Annotated in this window: 21 protein-coding genes; 14 read left to right on the top strand and 7 right to left on the bottom strand. The window is 73.5% G+C overall.

Going from position 1 to position 22,822, the window contains the following annotated elements; all coding sequences use genetic code 11:
• Positions 1 to 199: 199 nt before the first annotated feature.
• Complete coding sequence (lexA, locus tag H1A17_RS12095) at positions 200 to 985, bottom strand: transcriptional repressor LexA (RefSeq protein ID WP_145918491.1); 786 nt, start codon at positions 983 to 985, stop codon at positions 200 to 202.
• Between the two features lie 582 nt (positions 986 to 1,567).
• On the opposite strand from lexA, the gene nrdR reads away from it, so the two are divergent.
• The 6 genes from nrdR to H1A17_RS12065 all read left to right on the top strand — a co-directional run bounded on the left by nrdR (position 1,568) and on the right by H1A17_RS12065 (position 8,603).
• Positions 1,568 to 2,056: a transcriptional regulator NrdR gene (nrdR, locus tag H1A17_RS12090; protein WP_145918492.1), complete on the top strand. Its 489-nt coding sequence runs from the start codon at positions 1,568 to 1,570 to the stop codon at positions 2,054 to 2,056.
• An 80-nt stretch (positions 2,057 to 2,136) separates the two neighbouring features.
• A complete protein-coding gene (locus H1A17_RS12085; protein ID WP_145918493.1) occupies positions 2,137 to 5,025 on the top strand; it encodes a vitamin B12-dependent ribonucleotide reductase in 2,889 nt (962 codons plus the stop codon).
• Between the two features lie 144 nt (positions 5,026 to 5,169).
• On the top strand, positions 5,170 to 6,105 hold the full coding sequence (locus H1A17_RS12080; protein ID WP_194821896.1) for a DUF2332 domain-containing protein: 936 nt from the start codon (positions 5,170 to 5,172) through the stop codon (positions 6,103 to 6,105).
• A gap of 369 nt (positions 6,106 to 6,474) precedes the next feature.
• Entirely contained in the window at positions 6,475 to 7,608 is a 1,134-nt protein-coding gene (locus tag H1A17_RS12075; RefSeq protein ID WP_228543372.1) for an alpha/beta fold hydrolase, read from the top strand.
• 27 nt (positions 7,609 to 7,635) lie between these two features.
• Positions 7,636 to 7,878, top strand: a complete 243-nt coding sequence (locus H1A17_RS12070) for a DUF5522 domain-containing protein (RefSeq protein ID WP_194821895.1) — start codon at positions 7,636 to 7,638, stop codon at positions 7,876 to 7,878.
• Positions 7,879 to 8,051: 173 nt separating this feature from the next.
• The gene (locus H1A17_RS12065) at positions 8,052 to 8,603 is read left to right on the top strand and encodes a hypothetical protein (protein WP_194821894.1); all 552 of its coding nucleotides are present in this window, start codon (positions 8,052 to 8,054) and stop codon (positions 8,601 to 8,603) included.
• 72 nt (positions 8,604 to 8,675) lie between these two features.
• Here the strand turns inward: H1A17_RS12065 and H1A17_RS12060 are convergent, their stop codons facing one another.
• Complete coding sequence (locus H1A17_RS12060; protein ID WP_145918498.1) at positions 8,676 to 9,362, bottom strand: metal-dependent transcriptional regulator; 687 nt, start codon at positions 9,360 to 9,362, stop codon at positions 8,676 to 8,678.
• Positions 9,363 to 9,459: 97 nt separating this feature from the next.
• On the opposite strand from H1A17_RS12060, the gene H1A17_RS12055 reads away from it, so the two are divergent.
• Genes H1A17_RS12055 through H1A17_RS12045 form a run of 3 tightly spaced genes read left to right on the top strand, consistent with a single transcriptional unit; the run spans position 9,460 to position 14,113 of the window.
• Complete coding sequence (locus tag H1A17_RS12055; RefSeq protein ID WP_194821893.1) at positions 9,460 to 10,317, top strand: sulfurtransferase; 858 nt, start codon at positions 9,460 to 9,462, stop codon at positions 10,315 to 10,317.
• Positions 10,318 to 10,365: 48 nt separating this feature from the next.
• Positions 10,366 to 11,547: an acetoin utilization protein AcuC gene (locus H1A17_RS12050; RefSeq protein WP_145918500.1), complete on the top strand. Its 1,182-nt coding sequence runs from the start codon at positions 10,366 to 10,368 to the stop codon at positions 11,545 to 11,547.
• A gap of 22 nt (positions 11,548 to 11,569) precedes the next feature.
• Positions 11,570 to 14,113, top strand: a complete 2,544-nt coding sequence (locus tag H1A17_RS12045; protein ID WP_194821892.1) for a bifunctional GNAT family N-acetyltransferase/acetate--CoA ligase family protein — start codon at positions 11,570 to 11,572, stop codon at positions 14,111 to 14,113.
• Positions 14,114 to 14,201: 88 nt separating this feature from the next.
• Here the strand turns inward: H1A17_RS12045 and sigB are convergent, their stop codons facing one another.
• The gene (gene sigB / locus H1A17_RS12040) at positions 14,202 to 15,218 is read right to left on the bottom strand and encodes an RNA polymerase sigma factor SigB (protein WP_370517017.1); all 1,017 of its coding nucleotides are present in this window, start codon (positions 15,216 to 15,218) and stop codon (positions 14,202 to 14,204) included.
• 220 nt (positions 15,219 to 15,438) lie between these two features.
• Here sigB and H1A17_RS12035 point away from each other — a divergent pair, with 220 nt between their 5' ends.
• Positions 15,439 to 16,227, top strand: coding sequence for a sporulation protein (locus tag H1A17_RS12035; RefSeq protein ID WP_145922638.1), 789 nt, complete (start codon positions 15,439 to 15,441; stop codon positions 16,225 to 16,227).
• Between the two features lie 226 nt (positions 16,228 to 16,453).
• Here the strand turns inward: H1A17_RS12035 and dtd are convergent, their stop codons facing one another.
• Together dtd and H1A17_RS12025 are read right to left on the bottom strand one after the other, a co-directional pair.
• Positions 16,454 to 16,876 carry a D-aminoacyl-tRNA deacylase gene (gene dtd / locus H1A17_RS12030; RefSeq protein ID WP_145918502.1) on the bottom strand — a complete coding sequence of 141 codons (423 nt, stop codon included), beginning with the start codon at positions 16,874 to 16,876 and terminating at the stop codon, positions 16,454 to 16,456.
• Positions 16,876 to 18,360 (bottom strand): methyltransferase, encoded by a 1,485-nt coding sequence (locus H1A17_RS12025; RefSeq protein WP_194821891.1) that lies wholly within the window; start codon positions 18,358 to 18,360, stop codon positions 16,876 to 16,878. The genes dtd and H1A17_RS12025 overlap by 1 nt, the downstream gene beginning before the upstream one ends.
• Before the next feature lie 190 nt (positions 18,361 to 18,550).
• On the opposite strand from H1A17_RS12025, the gene H1A17_RS12020 reads away from it, so the two are divergent.
• From H1A17_RS12020 to H1A17_RS12010, 3 genes are all read left to right on the top strand, one after another.
• Complete coding sequence (locus H1A17_RS12020; protein ID WP_145918503.1) at positions 18,551 to 19,774, top strand: S8 family peptidase; 1,224 nt, start codon at positions 18,551 to 18,553, stop codon at positions 19,772 to 19,774.
• Positions 19,775 to 19,903: 129 nt separating this feature from the next.
• Positions 19,904 to 20,479: an HhH-GPD-type base excision DNA repair protein gene (locus H1A17_RS12015; protein WP_194821890.1), complete on the top strand. Its 576-nt coding sequence runs from the start codon at positions 19,904 to 19,906 to the stop codon at positions 20,477 to 20,479.
• Between the two features lie 56 nt (positions 20,480 to 20,535).
• Positions 20,536 to 21,735, top strand: coding sequence for a low temperature requirement protein A (locus H1A17_RS12010; RefSeq protein WP_145918505.1), 1,200 nt, complete (start codon positions 20,536 to 20,538; stop codon positions 21,733 to 21,735).
• 10 nt (positions 21,736 to 21,745) lie between these two features.
• Here H1A17_RS12010 and H1A17_RS12005 read toward each other — a convergent pair whose 3' ends face one another.
• Together H1A17_RS12005 and H1A17_RS12000 are read right to left on the bottom strand one after the other, a co-directional pair.
• Positions 21,746 to 22,057, bottom strand: coding sequence for a hypothetical protein (locus tag H1A17_RS12005; RefSeq protein WP_145918506.1), 312 nt, complete (start codon positions 22,055 to 22,057; stop codon positions 21,746 to 21,748).
• Between the two features lie 13 nt (positions 22,058 to 22,070).
• Entirely contained in the window at positions 22,071 to 22,358 is a 288-nt protein-coding gene (locus H1A17_RS12000; RefSeq protein ID WP_309236760.1) for a hypothetical protein, read from the bottom strand.
• Positions 22,359 to 22,461: 103 nt separating this feature from the next.
• Here H1A17_RS12000 and H1A17_RS11995 point away from each other — a divergent pair, with 103 nt between their 5' ends.
• Complete coding sequence (locus H1A17_RS11995; RefSeq protein WP_194821888.1) at positions 22,462 to 22,821, top strand: DUF3099 domain-containing protein; 360 nt, start codon at positions 22,462 to 22,464, stop codon at positions 22,819 to 22,821.
• Position 22,822: the final 1 nt, after the last annotated feature.

Genomic DNA, 22,822 nt, shown 5'->3' with positions numbered 1-22,822 from the left:
CCCGCGCGAGCCGCGCTCCGGCCCGCGCCGCGACGGCCACGACGACCGGCGCGGCGGCCAGTACGGCCCGCCGCCCGGCCGCAGCGGCGAACGCTACTGACGCCCCGGCGGCGCACCTTCCGACGACACCTGACCGGCCGCCCTCCCCGGGGAAGGACGGCCGGTCAGGGCACGGTGCAGATCCGGCGGAGCCCGGCGGTCAGATCCGGCGGAGCACGGCGACGACCCGGCCCATGATGGTGGCGTCGTCACCCGGGATCGGATCGAAGGCCGGGTTCTGCGGCATCAGCCAGACGTGGCCGTCGCGCCGCCGGTAGGTCTTGACGGTCGCCTCGCCGTCGAGCATGGCGGCCACGATGTCGCCGGCCTCGGCGATCGGCTGCTGCCGGACGACCACCCAGTCGCCGTCGCAGATCGCCGCGTCGAGCATCGAGTCGCCCTTGACCTGGAGCATGAAGACCTCGCCCTCACCCACCAACTCGCGGGGGAGCGGGAAGACGTCCTCCACCGCCTGCTCGGCGAGGATCGGCCCACCGGCGGCGATCCGGCCCAGCATCGGCACGTACGCCGGGGTGGGGCGTTGGGCGCGGCTCAGCTCGTCGTCGGCGTCACCGCCGGGGGCGCGCACGTCCACCGCCCGGGGCCGGTTGGGGTCGCGCCGCAGGAAGCCCTTCTTCTCCAGCTCCTTGAGCTGGTAGGCGACGCTCGACGGGGAGACCAGGCCGACGGCCTCACCGATCTCGCGGACGCTCGGCGGGTAGCCGTGCCGCTCCACCCAGCTGCGGATGAACTCCAGGATGCGGCGCTGCCGGGCGGTCAGGTCGGTGGCGGTCGGGTCGGGGAAGCCGCTGACCACCGGCGTGACCGGGCGGACGGCCGGCTGCCCGGTACGGCTGCGGGCGGCGCGGGGACGCCGACTGGCCGGGGAACCCGCCTCGGCGATCGGCTGCGGGTTCTTCTGCCGGCTGGCCCGGTCCTCGGTCACGTCCGTCCTCCCTGGTCGGCGCTGGGTGCCTTGGCGGCTCGTGGTGCGTGCGGGGGTGTCGCGGTGCCGGTCCGACGTGGTGCGCCGTGCCCGGTCGTTCATGACCGTATAGGTGAGATCGGTCATTTTCAAACATCTGTACGACGCAACTCGGCGTGTCGGGTGGAAATCCTGGCCTTTCGTACGCCTGTTCTGGTAGATGGTACGTCCCCGTCGGGCCGGTGTGCGGTGGGTCGCCGGTCGGGCCCGGTCCTCCGTCCGGGGGGCCTGTCCGGGTGGCCGGTAACCTCCCGTGGGCCTGGTCGGTTGCACTCAGCGTGCCCCCGGGGCGACGGGTCGCGGCCCGGGGTCGCCGGTGACGCGCCGGACACGCCGGCAACTTGACCCGACCCCATCGGCGGCCTACGGTCGACCCCTAGATGTAGTAGTCACACGGGCGTAAGTTGCCCACAGGTTGGGTTCGACTACCCACCGCACTCCCGTATCGTCGACCACGGCGACGGCCGGCGAAGCCGGCTCCGCCGGGCCGACGCGTGCCCGGAGGTGGGCGGGCGGCCCCCGGTCGATCAAGGAGGTCAGGCGATGCGGTGCCCGTACTGCCGGCACGCCGACTCCCGGGTGGTCGACTCGCGTGAGGCCGACGACGGTCAGCTGATCCGTCGTCGGCGTTCCTGCCCGGAATGCGGCAAACGGTTCACCACGGTCGAGGAGGCCGTGCTCGCGGTGGTCAAGCGCAGCGGCGTGACCGAGCCGTTCAGCCGGACCAAGATCATCGGTGGGGTGCGCAAGGCGTGCCAGGGGCGGCCGGTCGACGAGGACTCCATCGCCCTGCTGGCCCAGAAGGTCGAGGAGACCGTCCGGGCCAAGGGCGCGGCTGAACTGCCGAGCCACGACGTGGGGCTGGCGATCCTGGGCCCACTGCGCGACCTGGACGAGGTGGCCTACCTGCGCTTCGCCAGCGTCTACCGCTCGTTCGACTCGCTCGCCGACTTCGAACGGGAGATCGAGACGCTGCGGGCCGCCGCACAGGCCCGCGTCGACGCGGCCGAGGCCGCCGACCGTACCGACTGAGTCTTTTCCGACAGCAACGACGTGGATTCTGACAGTGACGACGCGTGGCGGGTGGCCGCGCAGACGAGGGGGCCGATGAGATGGCGGGGGACGGCGTGACAACAAGCCGGTCGCGGGCGGCGAAGAACGGCGCGGTGACGGGGCTCAAGGTGCAGCGGGTCTGGACGACCGAGGGCGTGCACCCGTACGACGAGGTGGCGTGGGAGCGCCGCGACGTCGTCATGACCAACTGGCGGGACGGCTCGATCAACTTCGAGCAGCGCGGGGTGGAGTTCCCCGAGTCGTGGAGCGTCAACGCGGCCAACATCGTCACCACCAAGTACTTCCGGGGCGCGGTGGGCACCCCGGAGCGGGAGTGGTCGCTGCGGCAGCTCATCGACCGGGTGGTCCAGACCTACCGGGCCGCCGGTGAGCAGCACGGCTACTTCGCCAACCCGGCCGACGCGGAGGTCTTCGCGCACGAGCTGACCTGGATGCTGCTGCACCAGGTGTTCAGCTTCAACTCGCCGGTCTGGTTCAACGTCGGCACCCCGTCGCCGGCCCAGGTGAGCGCGTGCTTCATCCTCGCCGTCGACGACTCGATGGACTCCATCCTGGACTGGTACAAGGAGGAGGGGCTGATCTTCAAGGGCGGCTCCGGCTCCGGGGTCAACCTGTCCCGCATCCGGTCCTCCCGGGAACTGCTCTCCTCCGGCGGCACCGCCTCCGGCCCGGTCAGCTTCATGCGTGGCGCGGACGCCAGCGCCGGGACGATCAAGTCCGGCGGCGCCACCCGGCGCGCGGCCAAGATGGTCATCCTCGACGTCGACCACCCGGACATCGAGGAGTTCGTCACCACCAAGGCGCGCGAGGAGGACAAGATCCGCGCGCTGCGGGACGCCGGCTTCGACATGGACCTCGGCGGCAACGACATCGTCAGCGTCCAGTACCAGAACGCCAACAACTCCGTCCGGGTCTCCGACGAGTTCATGGCGGCGGTGGAGAACGGCGGCGGCTTCGACCTGCGGGGCCGGCTCGACGGGCAGACCATCGAGACCGTCGACGCGCAGAAGCTGTTCCGTACCATCGCCCAGGCCGCCTGGGAGTGCGCCGACCCGGGCCTGCAGTACGACGACACCATCAACGACTGGCACACCTGCCCGGAGACCGGCCGGATCACCGCGTCGAACCCGTGCTCGGAGTACCTGCACCTGGACAACTCCTCGTGCAACCTGGCCTCGCTCAACCTGATGAAGTTCCTCCGCGCCGACGGCGGCTTCGAGGTGGAGAAGTTCGTCCGGTCGGTCGAGTTCGTCATCACCGCGATGGACATCTCGATCTGCTTCGCCGACTTCCCGACCGAGAAGATCGGCGAGACCACCCGCGCCTACCGGCAGCTCGGCATCGGCTACGCCAACCTCGGCGCGCTGCTGATGGCCTCCGGCCTGCCGTACGACTCGGAGCAGGGCCGGTCGGTGGCCGCGGCGATCACCTCGCTGATGACCGGCACCGCGTACCGCCGTTCGGCCGAGCTGGCCGGCATCGTCGGCGCGTACGACGGCTACGCCCGTAACGCCGAGCCGCACAAGCGGGTCATGCGCAAGCACGCCGCCGCCAACGACGCCATCAAGCCGGCCGGCACCGTCGCCACCGCCGTCCAGCGGGAGGCCACCCGGCAGTGGACCGAGGGCAACAAGGTCGGCGACCGCAACGGCTGGCGCAACGCGCAGGCCAGTGTGCTCGCCCCGACCGGCACCATCGGCCTGATGATGGACTGCGACACCACGGGGGTCGAGCCCGACCTGGCGCTGGTGAAGTTCAAGAAGCTGGTCGGCGGCGGCTCGATGCAGATCGTCAACCAGACCGTGCCGCGCGCCCTGCGCAGCCTCGGCTACCCGGAGGAGCAGGTCGAGGCGATCGTCGAGCACATCGCCGACCACGGGCACGTGGTGGACGCCCCCGGCCTCAAGCCGGAGCACTACCCGGTCTTCGACTGCGCGATGGGCGAGCGGTCGATCGCCCCGATGGGGCACGTGCGGATGATGGCGGCCGTCCAGCCGTTCATCTCCGGGGCCATCTCCAAGACGGTCAACATGCCGGAGCAGGCCACCGTCGCCGACGTCGAGAAGATCTACTTCGAGGGCTGGAAGCTCGGCCTGAAGGCGCTGGCGATCTACCGGGACAACTGCAAGGTGGGCCAGCCGCTGTCGGTGGCCAAGCCCAACAAGGGCACCGCCGAGACGGGGACCCCGGCCGCCGAGGTCGAGAAGGCCGTGGAGAAGGTCGTCGAGTACCGCCCGGTGCGCAAGCGGCTGCCGAAGAAGCGCCCCTCGCAGACGGTCTCCTTCTCGGTCGGCGGCGCGGAGGGCTACCTCACCGCCTCGTCCTACCCGGACGACGGCCTCGGCGAGGTCTTCCTCAAGATGTCCAAGCAGGGCTCCACCCTGGCCGGGGTGATGGACGCCTTCTCGGTGGCGATCTCCATCGGCCTCCAGTACGGCGTCCCGCTGGAGACGTACGTCAGCAAGTTCACCAACATGCGCTTCGAGCCGGCGGGCATGACCGACGACCCGGACGTGCGGATGGCCGCCTCGGTGATGGACTACATCTTCCGTCGCCTGGCGCTGGACTTCCTGCCCTACGAGCGCCGCGCCGAGCTGGGCATCTTCACCGCCAAGGAGCGGGCCGCGCAGTTGCGGGCCGAGGCCGAGGCGGAGGCCAGCGGCGCGGACCTGACGGCGATGGCGTCCTCCGCCCCGGTCGAGGCGACCGAGCCGAAGACCGGCCCGGTGGCCCAGCCGGCCCAGGAGTTGGCCGAGGTGGCCGCCGCCAAGCCGGCGCCCGCCGTGGGTTCCTCCACCGAGCTGCTGGAGGCCGTGATCGGCAAGGCCGCCGACGCGCCGCTCTGCTTCACCTGCGGTACGAAGATGCGTCCGGCCGGTAGCTGCTACGTCTGCGAGGGCTGCGGCTCCACCAGCGGTTGCAGCTGACGTACGCGTCGAACGGGCGGGCCGGCACTCGGGTGCCGGCCCGCCCGTTGCTCGACTCCAGTGGGCCGATACGGCGGTATCGATCCGACGTGGATACCGCCATATCGGCCCACTGATGAGCGGGGCGGCGGGGATGATCGGGGCATGACCACCGCCGACCGGTACGTCGAGTTCGCCACCCGGGAGGCGCACGGCGTCTCCCCGGCCTACGAACGGCTGGCCCACGCGGTGGCCCGCGACGACGAACTGCTCGCCCTGCTGGACGACCTGCCGCCGGCCAGGCGGCAGCCGCAACTGCTGCTCGGCGTGGTCCGCTGGCTCGGTGGCCCGGTCGACGACCCGGTCGCCTTCCGCGCCCACACCCTGGCGCACTGGCCCGCCGTCCGGGCCGCGATGCTCACCCGGACGGTGCAGACCAACGAGGCCGGACGCTGCGCGGCGCTGCTGCCGGTGCTGGCCGCCCTGCCGCAGCCGCTGGCGCTGCTGGAGGTCGGCGCGTCCGCCGGCCTCTGCCTCTATCCCGACCGGTACGCCTACCGCTACGGCGACCACCTGCTCGGCGCGGACGAGCCGGTCCTCGACTGCACGCTGACCGGGACCGAGCCGCCGACCACCCGCCCCGAGGTGGCGTGGCGGGCCGGCCTGGACCTGAACCCGCTCGACGTCACCGCCCCGGCCGACGTGGCCTGGCTCGACGCGCTGATCTGGCCGGAGCACACCCACCGCCGGACCCGGCTACGGGCGGCAGCGGCGGTGGCCGCCGCCGACCCGCCGGAACTGGTCCGTGGCGACCTGGTGGACGACCTGCCGGCGCTGGCCGCGCGGGCACCGGCCGGCGCGACGCTGGTGGTCCTGCACACCTCCGTGCTCTACCAGGTGCCGCCGGCACGCCGGGCGGCCTTCGTCGCGCTGGTCCGCGCCCTGCCCGGCCACTGGGTGTCCGCCGAGGCGGCCGACGTGCTGGCGCACCCCGGGCTGCCGGCACCGCCGGACGGGGCGTTGTACAACGTGCTCGCCCTCGACGGGACGCCGCTGGCCTGGATCCGTTCGCACGGCCAGGAGGCACACTGGTTCGGCTGAACCTGGGGTGACCGGGCAGCCGGGCAACCAGACGACCGGGCGACGGGGTGGGCGGGCGGTCGAGCGCCGGTGACCGGCCCGATCCGGCGGGGACGTGACCCGGGCCATGACGCTCCGTGAGCGTTACGGGACAGCGGTTGACATCGATCATCACTAGGCTGGGGTGCCGACGACTCCGGTGAGGTGTCATGGCGAAGCCGTCGCTGCCCCGTCCCGCCCTGTTCAGCCGCGCCCGGTCGGTCCGGAGGATCGTCGCCGTCGTCGCTCCGCTCGGCTGGGGTCTGCTGGTCGGCTGGTGGACCCCGCGTGGTCCCGGCACCACCGCCGAGGCCGTGACGTCGATCCTGGTCAGTCTCGCGGTCGGCGGGCTTGCCGTTGCTGGTCGGCGCGGCGTACGGCGCGGGCCTGGCGCGACGGGCCGCCCCGACGGCGGGCCGCCGTCCGGTGTGGACCTGGCTGGGGCGGGCCGGGGTGGGCCTGCTCACCGCGTTGGTCGCCCTGGTGACGGTCGCAGTGGCGCTGCCGGCCGCAACCGCCGCCGTGCCGGGTGGGATCGCCGAGCTGACCACGGTGCGTGGCGGCGGCGACCGGGAGTTGGGGGTGCTGCTGCGGGGAGCCGACCGGCAGGCCCCGGTGCTGCTCTTCCTGCCCGGTGGGCCGGGCAGTTCCGAGGTGGGGGCGGTCCGGCGGCACCTCGCCGGGCTGGAACGGCAGTTCGTGGTGGCTACCGTGGACCGGCGGGGCGCGGCACGGTCGTGGGCGGCATTCCCGCCCTCCTCGTCGTTGACCCTCGACAGCGAGGTCGCCGATCTGCTCGCCGTCGCCGACCGGCTGCGGCAGCGCTTCGGCCGGCCGGACGTCTACCTGGTGGCGCACTCCGGGGGGACGCTGGTCGCCGCCGTCGCCGTGCAGCGCCGCCCGGAGCTGTTCCGGGCGTACGTCGGGGTCGGCCAGGCGGTCGACCTGCGGGCCGCCGACCGCAGCCAGTACGCCGACACCCTCGCCTGGGCGCGCCGGAGCGGACGGGCCGATCTGGTGCGGCAGCTGACCGACCTGGGACCGCCGCCGTATCCGGACATGTACCACTACGAGCCGTTGCTGGCCAACGAGGCAGCCGCCTTCGACTTCGACCGCACCGGCAACCACGAGGGCCGGGGCGGGACGGGGGAGAACCTGGGCGTCGCCGAGTACACCCTGCTGGAGAAGGTGCACGTGCTCGGCGGCAGCCTGGACGGCTGGGACGTGCTCTACCCGAAGGTCCAGCAGGTCGACCTGCGTGCCCGGGTGCGGCAGCTCGCGGTGCCGGTCTATCTGGTCGACGGCGCGCACGAGGTGCCGGGCCGTCTTGCCCTGACCGGCCAGTGGTACGCCCAGCTCCAGGCCCCGCACAAGGAGCACGTGGTGCTGGACGCCGCCGGCCACCGGTCGCTCTACCAGCGGCCCGGTCCCTTCGTCGACCTGCTGACCCGGGTCCGCGCCGAGACCGCCGGCCCGGGAGGGTGAGCCCGCCGGGTCCGTAGACTCGTCGTGGTGAGTGGGGAGCGACGTCCGTTGGCGGACCGGCCGTTGACCGAGCCGCACCCGTCCCGGCTGCCGTCGGAGCGCCCCGACTGGGCGCTGATCCTCGCCGCGCACGCCGCCGCGCTCGCCGCCGGGGAGGCCGGCTATCCCGACCCGGACACCGGCCTGTTCGTCCTCACCGCCGGTTTCCTGGCCCGGCGCGGCATCTGCTGCGGGCGCGGCTGCCGGCACTGCCCGTACGTCGACGACTGATTCGGCTGCCCCGGCCGCCCGGCGACCTGGATCGGGGCGGACCGGCGGGGGATCGGTGACCGAGCTGACCCGGTCCGAACAGGAGGGGCGGGTCTTCCGTCCGGCAACGCCAACCCGTACGGTTTCCGACGGACACCGGCGGGTTTCCCGTCGACGATCGCGGAGGTGTGCCCGTGCACGGGCGGATCTGGCTGGCCGGCGTGGGCGTGCTGCTGACCACGGGCTGTGGTGCGTCGGAGGTCGAGCCGGTGCGGCTGCCCGCCGGGGAACCGGTCACCGTGGAGGTGGGTGCCGCCTCGTCCGGCGGCGCGTGCCGGCTGCTCGACTTCGCGGTGATCGAGGAACACACCGAGGTCCGCTTCGACGTGGCCGCCGCCAGCGAGCGCGGCGACACCCGGACCTGCGTGGTGCGGGCCACCGACGCGACCTGGCCGGAGTTGACCCTGACGGTCACCGACACCTCGATCGACGTGCCCACCTTCACCGCCGACGTGCTGCCCGCCGGGGCGAAGAAGGTGTCGAAGCTGGGCCAGGCCGCCTACCGCCGGACGGGCGCGAAGACCAGCGGGCGCGGCCCGACGGCCGAGGTGGGCTGGCTCGCCACCGAGGACCGGTTGGCCACGCTCCGCTGGACCTGCCGGCCGGGCGACGACCGGGCGACCGCCGGCGAGGTGGCCGACCACCTCGTCGACCTGGCCAGGACGCTCGACACCCGGTCGCTGTGACGCCCGGTCGCTGTGACGCCCGGTCGCTGTGACAGCCGGTCGTGGTGACAGCCGGGCCGCCGCCGGAGGCGGTCAGTGGGCGGCGACGAAGACCCGGGAGGCGACCTCGCGGGGCAGCCGGACCCGTTCGCCGGAGCGGTCGATGAACACCCCGTCGCGTTCCTGAGCGACGGTGACCGTGGCACCCGGGTCCACCCCGGCGGCGTGTAGTTGCCGCAGCACGTCGGCGTCGGTCTGGACGCTCTCGCAGATCCGCCGGACCACCACCTGCCCGGTCAGCCCGGGGAAGGCGAGGTTGCGTTCACCCTCGACCGGCTCGCTGGCCCCGGCCTGCGGTGAACCCAGCTCCTCAAGCCCCGGGATCGGGTTGCCGTACGGCGAGCGGGTGGGGCGGTTGAGCAGGTCGTACACCCGCTTCTCGACCGCGTCGCTCATCACGTGCTCCCACCGGCAGGCCTCCTCGTGGGCCTCCTCGTAGGGCATCCCGATCACGTTGACCAGCAGCAGCTCGGCGAGCCGGTGCTTGCGCATCACCGACACGGCGCTGCCCCGGCCCAGCTCGGTGAGCGCCAGGTGCCGGTCGCCCTCGACGGTGAGCAGTCCGTCGCGTTCCATCCGGGCCACGGTCTGGCTGACGGTCGGTCCGCTCTGCCGTAACCGCTCGGCGATCCGGGCACGCAGCGGCGGCACCCCCTCCTCTTCGAGTTCGAGGATGGTGCGCAGGTACATCTCGGTCGTGTCGACCAGGTCATGCTTCACGTCAGCGGCCTCCCGGTGGTCGATGCTACCCCGGCGCGCGAAGATCGACCTGCGCCGAAACGCGAGGTCGGTGCCCCGATGGTGTTGACTGGACCGCATGTCCGGTACCGATGACCCCCTGATCGAGCCGGACCGGCTCGCCGCCGAGCTGGCCCGGCCCGACGCACCGACCCTGCTGGACGTCCGCTGGCGGCTGGCCGGCCCGCCGGGCCGCGCGGACTACGTGGCCGGGCACCTGCCCGGCGCGGTCTTCGTCGACCTGGACACCGACCTGTGCGGTCCGCCCGGCGCGGCGGGCCGGCACCCGCTGCCCGACCCGGCCGCCCTCCAGGCCGCGCTGCGGGCCGCCGGCGTGCGCACCGGTCACCCCGTGGTGGTGTACGACGACGGCGACGGCCTGGCCGCCGCCCGTGCCTGGTGGACGCTGCGCTGGGCCGGGCACCGGCCGGTGCGGGTGCTGGCCGGTGGCTGGGCGGCCTGGTGTTCCGCCGGGCTGCCGCACACCGTCGAGGTGCCCACCGTCACGCCCGGTGACGTGACCGTCCGGCCGGGCGCGCTGCCGGTGCTGGACGCCGACGCGGCGGCGGCCCTCGCGGCGGCCGACGACGGGGTGCTGATCGACGTGCGGGCCGCGCCCCGCTACCGGGGTGAGACCGAGCCGATCGACCCGGTCGCCGGGCACGTGCCGGGCGCGGTGAACCTGCCCGCCCCCGGGTACGTCACCGAGGGGCACTACCCGGCCGCCGACGTGCTGCGGGACCGGTTCGCCGCGGTGGGGGTGCACGCCGACGGGCCGGTGGGGGCGTACTGCGGGTCGGGGGTGACCGCCGCGCAGGCGGTGCTGGCGTTGCACCTGGCGGGCCGGCCGGACGCCGCGCTCTACGTCGGATCGTGGAGCGGATGGGTCGCCGACGGGTCCCGGCCGGTGGCGACCGGCCCGACACCCGGCGGCTGACCTGCACGTGTGGTGGGCGGGCGGTGACCGTCGTGCGACGATGACCCCATGTCGGACGACACGCTGGTGGTGTGGGACGAGTCCCTGCTCGACTACGACATGGGGGAGCACCCCTTGGACCCGGTCCGGGTCGAGCTGACCGTGGCGCTGGCCCGGGAGCTGGGCGTCCTGGACCGGCCCGGGGTGCGGCTGGTCGAACCCGAGCCGGCCGACGACGCGACGCTGACCCGGGTGCACCGGCCCGACTACCTGGACGCGGTCCGGGCCGCCCCCCGCGATCCGCTCTTCGCCGGGTACGGACTGGGCACCTCGGACAATCCGGTCTTCGACGGGATGCACGAGTCCAGCGCGCTGATCGCGGGGGCGAGTGTGGCCGCCGCCGAGGCGGTCTGGCGGGGCGAGGCCCGCCGTGCGGTCAACGTGGCCGGTGGGCTGCACCACGCGATGCCCGACCGGGCCGCCGGGTTCTGCGTCTACAACGACCCGGCGGTGGCCATCGCCCGCCTGCTCGACCTGGGTGCCGAGCGGGTCGCGTACGTCGACGTGGACGTGCACCACGGCGACGGCGTGCAGGAGGTCTTCTACCGGGACCCCCGGGTGCTCACGGTGAGCCTGCACGAGACCCCGCTCGCGCTCTTCCCCGGCACCGGGTTCCCCGACGAGACCGGCGGGCCGGGGGCGCAGGGCAGCGCGGTCAACCTGCCGCTGCCGCCGGGCACCGACGACGCCGGCTGGCAACGCGCCTTCCACGCGGTCGTGCCCTCGGTGCTGCGGGCGTTCCGGCCGCAGATCCTGCTCACCCAGTGCGGCGCCGACGGGCACCGGCTCGACCCGCTGGCCGACCTGCACCTGTCGGTGGACGGGCAGCGCGCCACCTACCTGGCGTTGCGGGCGCTCGCCGACGAGTTGTGCGACGGCCGCTGGGTGGCCACCGGCGGCGGCGGGTACGCCCTGGTGGAGGTGGTGCCCCGGGCCTGGACCCACCTGCTGGCGGTGGCCACCGGCGACCCGCTCGACCCGGCCACCCTCACCCCGCCCGGCTGGCGCACGCTGGCCGCCCACCGGCGGCCCGGCCGGGACGTACCGCTGCGGATGACCGACGACGTCGACCCGGAACACCGGCCGTGGCAGCCGACCGGGGAGCCGAACTCGGTGGACCGGGCCGTGGCGGCCACCCGCAAGGCGGTGTTCCCGCTGCTCGGGCTGGACCCGTACGACCCGCGCGACTGAGCCGGGACCTGGGGAGGGACCGGTGACCACTGTCGACCAACCGGTGGACGTGCTGCTCAGCGACGGCAGCACCGTCGGGCTGCGACCGATCCGGCCGCAGGACGCCCCGGAGATCGTCGCCATGCACGGGCGGTTCTCGGAACGCACCCGCTACCTGCGTTACTTCTCGCCGTACCCGCGCATTCCGGAACGGGACCTGCACCGGTTCGTCACCGTCGACCACCGGGACCGGGAGGCGTTCGTGGTGCTGGCCGGCGACCGGATCGTCGCCGTCGGCCGGTACGAGCGGCTGGGGCCGGCGGCCCCCGAGGCCGAGGTGGCGTTCGTGGTGGAGGACGCCTACCAGGGCCGGGGGATTGGTTCGGTGCTGCTGGAGCACCTGGCCGACGCGGCCCGCCGGGCCGGCATCGGGCACTTCGTCGCCGAGGTGCTGCCCACCAACGGGGCGATGCTGCGGGTCTTCGCCGACTTCGGCTACCAGGTGCAACGCCAGTTCGCCGACGGGGTGGTGCACCTGACCTTCCCGATCGCGCCGACCGAGGCGACCCTGGCGGTGCAGCGGGGCCGGGAACACCGCACCGAGGCCCGGTCCATCGCCCGGCTGCTCGCCCCGCGCGGGGTGGCCGTCTACGGGGCCAGCGCCACCGGTCAGGGCGTCGGCGCGGCGCTGCTCGGGCACCTGCGTGACGGCGGGTACCCGGGGGCGATCGTGCCGGTGCACCCGGGGGCGCGCACGGTGGCGGGGCTGCCCGCGTACCCGTCGGCGGCCGACGCGGGGGTGGCCGTCGACCTGGCGGTCGTCGCGGTGCCCCCCGACGCGGCGGCCGGGGTGGTGGCCGACGCCGCCGCGGCCGGCGCGCACGGCCTGGTGGTCATCTCCGCCGGCTTCGCCGAGGCCGGTCCGGCCGGCGCGGCGGCCCAGCGGTCCCTGGTCCGGGCGGCACACGCCGCCGGCATGCGGGTCGTCGGCCCGAACTGTCTGGGGGTGGCGAACACCGACGAGCGGGTACGCCTCAACGCCACCCTGGCCCCGGTGCTGCCGGCCCCCGGCCGGGTGGGTTTCTTCAGCCAGTCCGGCGCGTTCGGGGTGGCGCTGCTGGCGCAGGCGCAGCGTCGCGGGCTGGGCCTGTCGAGTTTCGTGTCGGCCGGCAACCGGGCCGACGTGTCCGGCAACGACCTGCTCCAGTACTGGCAGGACGATCCGGGCACCGACGTGATCCTGCTCTACCTGGAGACCTTCGGCAATCCGCGCAAGTTCGCCCGGCTGGCCCGCCGGATCGGCCGGGACAAGCCGGTGGTGGCGCTGGCCTCGCTGGCCCGCCCGGCCGGCCCGGCGCTGGACGAGGCCGCCGTCAGCGCGCTGTTCGCCCAGTCCGGGGTGATCCGGGTGGACACCGTCGCCGAGCTGCTCGACGTCGGGGTGTTGCTGGCGCACCAGCCGCTGCCCGCCGGGGACCGGGTCGCGGTGGTGGGCAACTCGTCGGCGCTGACCGGGCTGGCCGCCGCCGCCTGCGGCGGGCAGGGCCTCACCGTGGCCGACGGCTACCCCCGCGACGTCGGCCCGCACGCCGGTGTCGCCGAGTTCACCGCCGCGTTGGCCGGGGCCGCCGCCGACGACCGGGTGGACGCGCTGGTCGCGGTCTTCGCACCGCCGCTGCCGGGGCAGCTCACCGTCGAGGAGGCGGACTTCACCGCCGCCCTGCCGGCGACACTGGCCGGTGGCAAGCCGACCGTGGTGACGTTCCTCGCCGGGCGGGTGCCGGCGGGGCTGCCCGCGTACCCGAGCGTGGAGGAGGCGGTGCGGGCGCTGGGCCGGGTCGGCCGGTACGCCGGGTGGCTGCGGCGGGACCCGGGCACGGTGCCGGAGCTGTCCGGGGTGGACCGGGCCGCCGGGCGGGCCGCGTTGCGTGGTGACGCCGCCGACCCGGTGGCGCTGCTTGCCGCGTACGGCGTCGAGGTGGTCGGGTCGGTGCCCGCCGGCAGCGTCGACGAGGCGCTCGCCGCCGCCGACCGCTGCGGGTGGCCGGTGGCGTTGAAGGCCGCCGCCCCCGGCCTGCGGCACCGCCTCGACCTGGGCGCCGTCCGCCTCGACCTGGCCGACCCGGTCGCCCTGCGCCGGGCGTACGCGGACCTGGCGGCCGGTTTCGGCGCGCAGGTGCTGGTCCAGCCGATGGTGCCGCCCGGGGTGGCCTGCGTGGTGGAGCTGCGGGAGGACCCGGCGTTCGGGCCGGTGGTCGGCTTCGGGCTGGGGGGCGTCGCCACCGAACTGCTCGGTGACCGGGCCTGGCGGGCGGTGCCGTTGACCGACCGGGACGCGGCCGAACTGGTCGACGAGCCCCGGGCGTCGCCGCTGCTGCGGGGGCACCGCGGTGCCGCCCCGGTGGACCGGGCGGCCCTGGCCGACCTGCTGCTGCGGGTGGGGCGGCTCGCCGACGAGCAGCCCCGGGTGCGGTCGCTCACCCTCAACCCGGTGCTGGCCCGCCCGGACGGCGTGTCGGTGCTGCACGCGGCGGTGGGGGTCGGCACGGCCGGGGCCCGCCCCGACACCGGCCCGCGCCGGCTCTGACCTGCCGCCCCAGGCCCGGCGGTGACGGGTCCGGACGGCGGTCAGGCCCCCGGCGAACCGCCGGGGGCCTGACCGCGAACCGTTCCGCTCAGCAGGCGTACGCCTCCAGCCGCTGCGCCCGCTCCGGGTCGCGCAGCTTGAGCAGGGTGACCTTCTCGATCTGCCGGATGCGCTCCCGGGACAGGCCGAACTCCTTGCCCACCTCGTCGAGGGTGCGCTGCCGGCCGTCGTCGAGGCCGAACCGGAGCCGGATCACCGCCTGCTCCCGCTGGGAGAGGGTGGCGAGCACGATGCGTACCTCGTTGCGCAGTTCGCCGTTGGCGGCGGCGTCACCCGGCTCGGTGCGCGGGTCCACCGAGGCGACGAAGTCACCGAGGGCGCTCTCGCCGTCCTCGCCGACGGCCTGGTCGAGGCTGACCGGCTCCCGGTCGTACGAGATCAGCTCGATGACCTGGAACTCGGGGATCTCCATCGCCCGCGCCACCTCGGACACGATCGGCTCGCGGCCCAGCGTGACCGACAGCTCCCGGCGGACCCGGACCATCCGGTTGACCTGCTCGACCATGTGCACCGGGATGCGGATCGTGCGGGCCTGGTCGGCCATCGCCCGGGTGATCGCCTGCCGGATCCACCAGGTGGCGTACGTGGAGAACTTGTAACCCTTCGCGTAGTCGAACTTCTCGACCGCGCGGATCAGGCCGAGGTTGCCCTCCTGGATCAGGTCGAGGAAGGCCATCCCCCGCCCGGTGTACCGCTTGGCGATGCTGACCACCAGTCGCAGGTTCGCCTCCAGCAGGTGGTCCTTGGCGGCGCGACCCTCCCGGGCGATCAGCGCGAGGTCGGCGTGCAGATCGCCGGAGACGGGGATGCACGTCGACAGCTTCTCCTCGGCGAACAGCCCGGCCTCGATCCGCTTGGCCAGCTCCACCTCCTGGGCCGCGGTGAGCAGCTTGGTCCGGCCGATGCCGTTGAGGTAGGCCCGGACCAGGTCGGTGGAGACCCCGCGCTCGTCGGTGGCGTCGAGGTCGGTGAGGGCTTCGGTGCCGTGCTCGGCGTCGATGGTGGTGGCCGGGCGCGTCTTGTTATCGATCATCTGCAGGGCCATCTCTGTGTCTCCCCGTGTCCGCTTTCGTGTCGCGTACCGGCGCCATCGGCCCCGGTGACGAACAGCTTTCCAACCGGGACGTGAAACGGGGGTGAGGCGATCGGGGAACCGACAGCAATCCGGTCGGATGCGGGGTGTGCCGTGCCGGTCTTGCCGGGTCCGGCTACCGTGCCAGCGGTCGACCATCCTGGTCGGCCCTGAACAGGCAATGGAGGACGTGGTGGTCTTCAAGCGGCTCATGCAGTCGATGGGGGTGGGCGGTCCGTCGGTGGAGACCGTGCTCGCCAACCCGAACTGCCGTCCGGGCGGGGTGCTGGAGGGTCGGGTGCACGTGGCCGGCGGCGACCACGCCACCGACATCGAGTACGTGGCGCTCGGTCTGGTCACCCGGGTCGAGGTGGAGGGCGCGGACTCCGAGTACGAGACGACCCAGGAGTTCGCCCGCCAGCAGGTCACCGGCCCGTTCCGGCTGGAGGCGGGCCAGCGGTACGACATCCCGTTCCGGTTCGCCGTGCCGTGGGAGACCCCGCTGACCGACCTGTACGGCCACCGGCTGCACGGGATGACGATGGGGCTGCGTACCGAGCTGGAGGTGGCCCGCGCGGTCGACAAGGGTGACCTGGACGCGGTGTCGGTGCATCCGCTGCCGGCCCAGGAGCGGCTGCTGGAGGCGCTGCTGCGGCTGGGCTTCCGGTTCGCCCGCGCCGACGTCGAGCGCGGCCACATCTACGGCGTACGGCAGAGCCTGCCGTTCTACCAGGAGATCGAGTTCTACCCCGCGCCGCAGTACGCCGGGGCGATCAACCAGCTGGAGGTCACCTTCGTCACCGACCCGCACCAGGTGCAGGTGGTGCTGGAGCTGGACAAGCGCGGCGGCCTGTTCACCGAGGGCCGGGACACCTTCGGCCGGTTCACCGTCGACCACGCCAACGCCGACCGCACCGACTGGGCCGCCCAACTCGACGGCTGGCTCCGCCAGTCCCTCCAACGCCGGGGCCTCTTCTCCTGACCCGACCCGGCTGCTCCTGACCTGACCCGGCCCCGCCCACCTGCCCCCCGCTCTGCCTGCTTCGCCCCGCTCGCCCTGCCCCGCCCCGCCTCGCCCCGGTGATCAAGAGGTTTGCGTCAACTGATCAAGAGGTTTGTGTCAACTTCGATCTTCAGGATGACGTGAACCTCTTGATCACCGGCACTGACGCGGGGGCGAGCGGGGCGTGGGCGTGGGGAGGGGGTGGTCAGAGGTCCAGGAGGAGGGTGCGGGGGCCGGTGTTGATGCTCTCGACGAGCATGTGGGCGCGGAAACGGCCCGTCTCGACCGTCGCGCCCCGGGCGCGTAGCGCCTCGACCACGGCGGTGACCAGTGGTTCGGCCACCTCGGCGGGGGCGGCGGCGGTCCAGCTCGGCCGGCGGCCCCTGCGGGTGTCGCCGTAGAGGGTGAACTGGCTGACCAGCAGGATCGGGGCACCGGTGTCGGCGGCGCTGCGCTCGTCGTCGAGGATGCGCAGCTCGTGCACCTTGCGGGCCATCGTCGCGGCCAGCTCGGGGGTGTCGGTGTGGGTGACCCCGAGCAGCACCAGCAGGCCGTCGGTGACCGCGCCGACCACCTCCCCGTCGACGGTCACACTGGCCCGGCCGACGGTCTGCACCACCGCCCGCATCAGTCGGTCACCGGCTCGACGATGCCCCGCTCGACCAGGTGCGCCACGATCGGTCCGGCCGCCTCGGCCAGCTCGTCGGTGGTGACGTCGTGCGCGGCGGCGAGCAGGGCGAGCTGGTCACGCAGCGGCAGCCGTCCGTCGCAGCCGCCGACCAGGGCCAGCACCAGCGGGTCGATCTCCTCGCTCCAGCGCAGCCCGTGCGGCATCGTCAGGACCTGCCGGTCCACCGCCCAGCCCTCGTCGCCGATCGTCGCCTCCTGCCGCAGTTGCAGCCCCGGGGCGGCCCGGAAACGCGCGGCGAGCAGCCCGTCGACGCCCCCGTCCCGGATGAGGTCCTGCCGGTCGAACCAGGCGGCGACCTGGTCGCCCAGGGGGGCCTCGACCCGCTGGCGCAGATCCTCCACCCGGACGACGGGATCGTCGTGCCCGCCCCGGCGCAGCGAGACGATGCCGAACCCGACCGCCTCGATCTTGTGCGCGTCGAACCAGTCCAGCCAGGCCGCCGCCCGGTGCGGGTCGGTCGCCTCGCCGACGTCGGCCAGCCACAGGTTGACGTACGCCATCGGGTCGGCGACCTCGCGTTGGATCACCCAGGCGTCCAGGCCGGTGCCGGCGAACCAGCCGGTCACCCGCTCGGCCCAGTCCTCCCCGGCGACGTGCACCCAGTTGGCCAGGTACTGCATGGTACCGCCCTCGGTGAGCAGACCCGGGGCGGCGGCGGCCAGTTCCGCGCCGATCGCGTCGCCGACCCGGCCGGAGTCCCGGTAGACGTGGGTGGTGGTGCCCGGCCCGACCACGAACGGCGGGTTGCTGACCACCAGGTCGAACCGGCGTCCGGCCACCGGGGCGACCAGGTCGCCGCGCAGCAGTTCCCAGTCCTGCCCGTTGAGGGCGGCGGTGGTGGCGGCGAACCGCAGTGCCCGTTGCGACACGTCGGTGGCGGTGACCTGCCGGGCCCGGGTGGCCAGGTGCAGGGCCTGCACACCGGAGCCGGTGCCGAGGTCCAGCGCGGTGTCCACCGGGCGGCGGACGGTCGCCCCGATCAGGGTCTGGGTGGCCCCGCCGATGCCGAGCACGTGTTCGCTGGGCAGTGGCCGACCCGGGCGGGCGCTGGCCGGCACGTCGGCGAGCACCCACCAGGTGTCCCCGTACGGCTCCAGGTCGATCCCGGCGCGCAGGCCGTCACCGTACGGTTCGACGAGGCCGGCGGCGACGGCCTCGGCGAGGTCGAGCGGGGCGAGCGCGGCGGCGACCGCCGATTCGGGTTCGGTCTGGTCGCAGACGAACACCCGGATCAGGGTGGCCAGCGGGTCGCGCTCCTCGGTGGCGCGCAGCGCGGCCCGGAAGTCGTTGCGGGCCACCCCGCCGGTGGCCTGCGGCCCGAGCCGGCCGGCGATGCCGTTGGCGGTGAAGTCGGCGTCGGTGAGCGCGGTGCGCAGCGCGTCGACGCCGGCGGGGGAGAGCAGCATGTCGTAACGGTCCACCTCGTCATCCTGCCTGGCCGGGGGCCGCCGGTGGCGGGCACCCGTTGACTTCCATAACGCCAGCTCAATCCCCCGGCCGTTATCTCTGTTACGTGCGTCGATGTCTCGTTAACATTCCCTCCAACATCCGTCGATGGGACGTTCGGACGGCCCCCGTCTGTCCGGACGTACCCGGTAGGGAGTTCAGACGATGTCCGACGTGTCCGTCCCCCGGCGTCGCGCGATCCGCGCGGTCGCCGTCGCGGCCGCCGCTGCCGCCCTCTCCGTCGCCGCGGGCGCCCCCGCCCTCGCCGCCCCCACCGGCCAGATCCGCTACGCCTCCGCCCCGGACGCGATCAGCGGCAGCTACCTGGTCGTGCTGAAGGGCGACGCCGTCGGCGCCGCCAACAGCCGCGCCGCCCGGACCGCCGTACCGGACCGGGCCGCCAGCCTCACCAAGCGGTACGGCGGCAACGTCGCCGACGTCTACAGCGCCGCGCTCACCGGATTCAGCGCGAAGATGAGCGCCAGCCAGGCCCGCCGGCTCGCCGCCGACCCGTCGGTGGCCTACGTCGAGCAGGACCGGGTGATGACCGTCCAGGCGACCCAGACCAACCCGCCCTCCTGGGGCCTGGACCGCATCGACCAGCGCAACCGCCCGCTGAACTCCAGCTACACCTACCCGAACACGGCCACCAACGTGCGGGCGTACATCATCGACACCGGCATCCGGACCACCCACACCGACTTCGGCGGCCGGGCCACCTGGGGCACCAACACGGTCGACTCCAACAACACCGACTGCAACGGCCACGGCACGCACGTCGCCGGCACCGTCGGCGGCACGAAGTACGGCGTCGCCAAGGGTGTCCGGCTGATCGCGGTGAAGGTGCTCAACTGCGCCGGCAGCGGCAGCACCACCGGCGTGATCAGCGGCGTCAACTGGGTGACCGCCAACGCGGTCAAGCCGGCGGTGGCCAACATGAGCCTCGGCGGCGGGGCCAGCACCACTCTCGACAACGCGGTGGCCAGCTCGATCAGCTCGGGCATCACGTACGCGCTGGCCGCCGGCAACTCCAACGCCAACGCCTGCAACTCGTCGCCTTCGCGGGTCGCCTCGGCGATCACCGTCGGTGCCACCACCAGCACCGACGCGCGGGCCTCCTACTCCAACTACGGCACCTGCGTCGACCTGTTCGCCCCCGGGTCGAGCATCACCTCGTCCTGGAACACCAACGACAGCGCCACCAACTCGATCAGCGGGACGTCGATGGCGTCCCCGCACGTCGCCGGTGCCGCCGCCCTGGTCCTGTCGGCCAACCCGTCCTACACCCCGGCCCAGGTCGCCAGCTACCTGACCAGCAACGCCACCCCCAACGTGGTGACCAGCCCCGGCTCGGGCTCGCCGAACCGGCTGCTCTTCGTCGTGAACTGACGCCTCACGACACCGACGGCCCGGTGGACACCCGTGTCCACCGGGCCGCGCCGCGTCCGGACGGTCCCGGTGCGGCGGGCCGGACCGGATGTCGGCCGGCCGGGCGGCCGGGGCGGGCAGGATGGGGGCATGACGCTCTCGTTGCCCATCGACGGCGAGGCCAACCGGCTGCTGGGGCGCAGCCCACTGGCCCTGCTGACCGGGATGCTCCTTGATCAACAAGTGCCGATGGAGAAGGCGTTCTCGTCGCCGTACGTGCTCGCCCAGCGGCTCGGGCACGACCCGGACGCCCGGGAACTGGCCGGCTACGACCCGGCGGAGCTGGTCGCGGTCTTCGCCCGGCCGCCCGCGCTGCACCGGTTCCCGAAGGCGATGGCCGGCCGGGTGCAGGAGCTGTGCCGGGTGCTGGTCGAGCGGTACGCCGGTGACGCCGGCCGGCTCTGGGCGGACGTCGACGACGGGCGGGAACTGCTGCGCCGCATCGCCGACCTGCCCGGCTTCGGCACCCAGAAGGCGCAGATCTTCGTCGCCCTGCTCGGCAAGCGGTACGACGTGCGCCCCGACGGCTGGCGGGAGGCCGCCGGCGGGTACGGCGACCCGGACACCTACCGGTCGGTCGCCGACGTCACCGACGCGGAGTCGCTGCGCCGGGTACGCGAGTACAAGCAGCAGGCCAAGGCGGCGGCCAGGGCCGAGCGGGGCTGACGCAACCGGAACCGGGTCGGCTCGTTGAGATCCGCGACAGCGGCGACGGGTGGACGATGGCGGACGAGCGGGGGGCGGCGCTGCTGCGCGGCGGGGTCAGCTCGCCCCGGGCCACCTTCCTGGAACTCTTCTTCGACCTGGTCTTCGTCTTCGCCCTGACCCGGGTCTCCCAGCGGGTGATCGACGATCTGAACACCCCCCAGCGGGATCTGCCCGTCGAGATCGCCCAGACCCTGGTGATCTTCCTGGCCTTCTGGGCGGTCTGGACCTTCACCGCCTGGGTCACCAGCCGGTACGAGCCGGAACGGCCGGAGATCCAGCTCGTGGTGGTCTACGCGATGCTGGGCTGCATGGTGATGGCGGTGGCCACGCCACGCGCCTTCGACACCCGCGCGTTGGCCTTCGCCCTCGCGTTCGTCGCGGTGCAGGTGGGCCGGCCGCTCTTCCTCACCCTGGCGCTGCACGGCCATCCCCGCCGGCTGGTCACGGTGCGGGTCGCGTCCTGGGCGGTGTTCAGCGCCGTGCCCTGGGTGCTCGGGGCGGTGCTGCCCGGGACATGGCGGCTGGCCTGCTGGTCGGCGGCCGTCGTCGTCGACTACGCCGGGCTGATGTTCGGCTGGCCGGTGCCCCGCCTCGGGGCGACCCGCACGTCCACCTGGGCGGTGCTGGGGGAGCACCTGGCCGAGCGGCACCAGCAGTTCTTCCTGATCGCCCTCGGTGAGAACATCCTCGTCATCGGGTTGACGTTCAGCGGGCACAGCTTCTCGGGCGCCAGCTCCGGGGCGTTCCTGCTCTCCTTCGTGACCACCGTGCTGCTCTGGCGGATCTACTTCCACCGGGCGGGTCACCTGCTCACCGAGGCGATCCGGGTGGCCCGTGCCCCCGGCCGGCTGGGGGAGTCGATGAGCTGGACCCATCTGGTGATCGTCGCCGGGGTGCTGACCACGGCGGTCGGCTACGAACTGGCGATCGTGCACCCGTACGAGCGGACCAAGCTGTCCTGGGCGGTCTTCCTGATGGGTGGTCCGGCGGTCTTCCTGCTCGCCCGCGCCCGGTTCGAGCACGAGGTCTTCGGGCGGGTGTCCCGGGCCCGGATCGTCGGGATGCTCGCCCTGGCCGTGCTGACGCCGCTGGCGACCCTGACGGTCAGCGTGGTGGCGCTCGCCGCGGCCGCCGCCGTGCTGGCGGCGATCACGGTCGCGGACTACCGCCGGGCGTACGGGCAACCACCGGAGCGGCCCCACCCGGCCCTGTGAGCCGGGCCGGTCAGGCGGCGGTGGGGCGGGACAGCGCGGCGAGCGCCCGGCGCACGTCGGCGAGCGAGACGGTGGCCGAGTCGTCCAGGTCGGCCAGGCCGGCCTCGATCCACTGTCGCATCAGGGTGGTGACGCCGATGCCCCGCGCCTCGGCCGCCGCCCGGACCCGCTCGTAGGTGTCCATCGGCAGGCGTACCGAACGGCTGACCATCGGCACGTCGGTGTCGGGGGCGGGCAGTTCCACCGGCTGGCTGTCGTCGATCAGCTCGGCGAACGTGTCGTCGCCGCCGTGGAATCGTTTGATGGCCTCGTTACGGTTCATCGCCGTCGCCTCCTCATCGGCGCGTTCTCCGCACGGTCTCGTCGTAGCGCTTGGCCTCGACGTCGCTCAGGTCGCGGGCGGAGAGGACGTTCCAGTCGTGGTCGGTGCCGTCGGCCTCGGCGAGCAGGACGGCCAGCCGCCGGCCGCGACCGTTCGCCGCGTAGACGACAGTCAGGTCCTCGCCGAGGTGCCGGATCACCCGGCGGGTGCTGTGCAGCGCCTCCCAGACTTCCCCGGGGGTGACGTCGTAGACCCGCAGGTTGGCCAACGCCTCCTCGGTGAAGCTGAACCGGCTGCCCACCGGCGGAGCGTACCACGTACGTAACACGATCCCGGTATGCGTCGATTTTCGCTGATCAAGGTGATGCGGTGACAGGATGGTGGGTAATCCCCTCAGGAGGTCCATGGTGAAGCGTCAGGCGTACCAGCCGATTCTGATCACCGACGCCTCGCGCAGCCAGGACGACCAGCTCACCAGCAGACAGAAGCGGTACGTGCTGATGATGGGCATCCGGGTGGCCTGCGTGATCGCCGGAGCGGTCCTGGTCGGCACGAAGGCCCCGCTGCTCTGGCTCTGGCTGCCCCTGGTGGCGCTGGGCATGATCCTCATCCCCTGGCTGGCGGTGCTGCTCGCCAACGACCGGCCGCCCAAGGAGGAACACCGGCTGGCCACCAGGTTCCAGCCCCGGCACCGCGACGAGACCCCGCCGATGAGCCTCACCGCCGAGGAACGCCCGCACCGGATCATCGACGCTGAACCCTGAC

Source organism: Micromonospora sp. S-DT3-3-22, assembly GCF_015354745.1.
GTDB classification, from domain to species: domain Bacteria; phylum Actinomycetota; class Actinomycetes; order Mycobacteriales; family Micromonosporaceae; genus Micromonospora; species Micromonospora wenchangensis.
The sequence above is the reverse complement of the archived record's forward strand: the minus strand, read 5'-3'. Positions and strand labels throughout refer to the sequence as shown.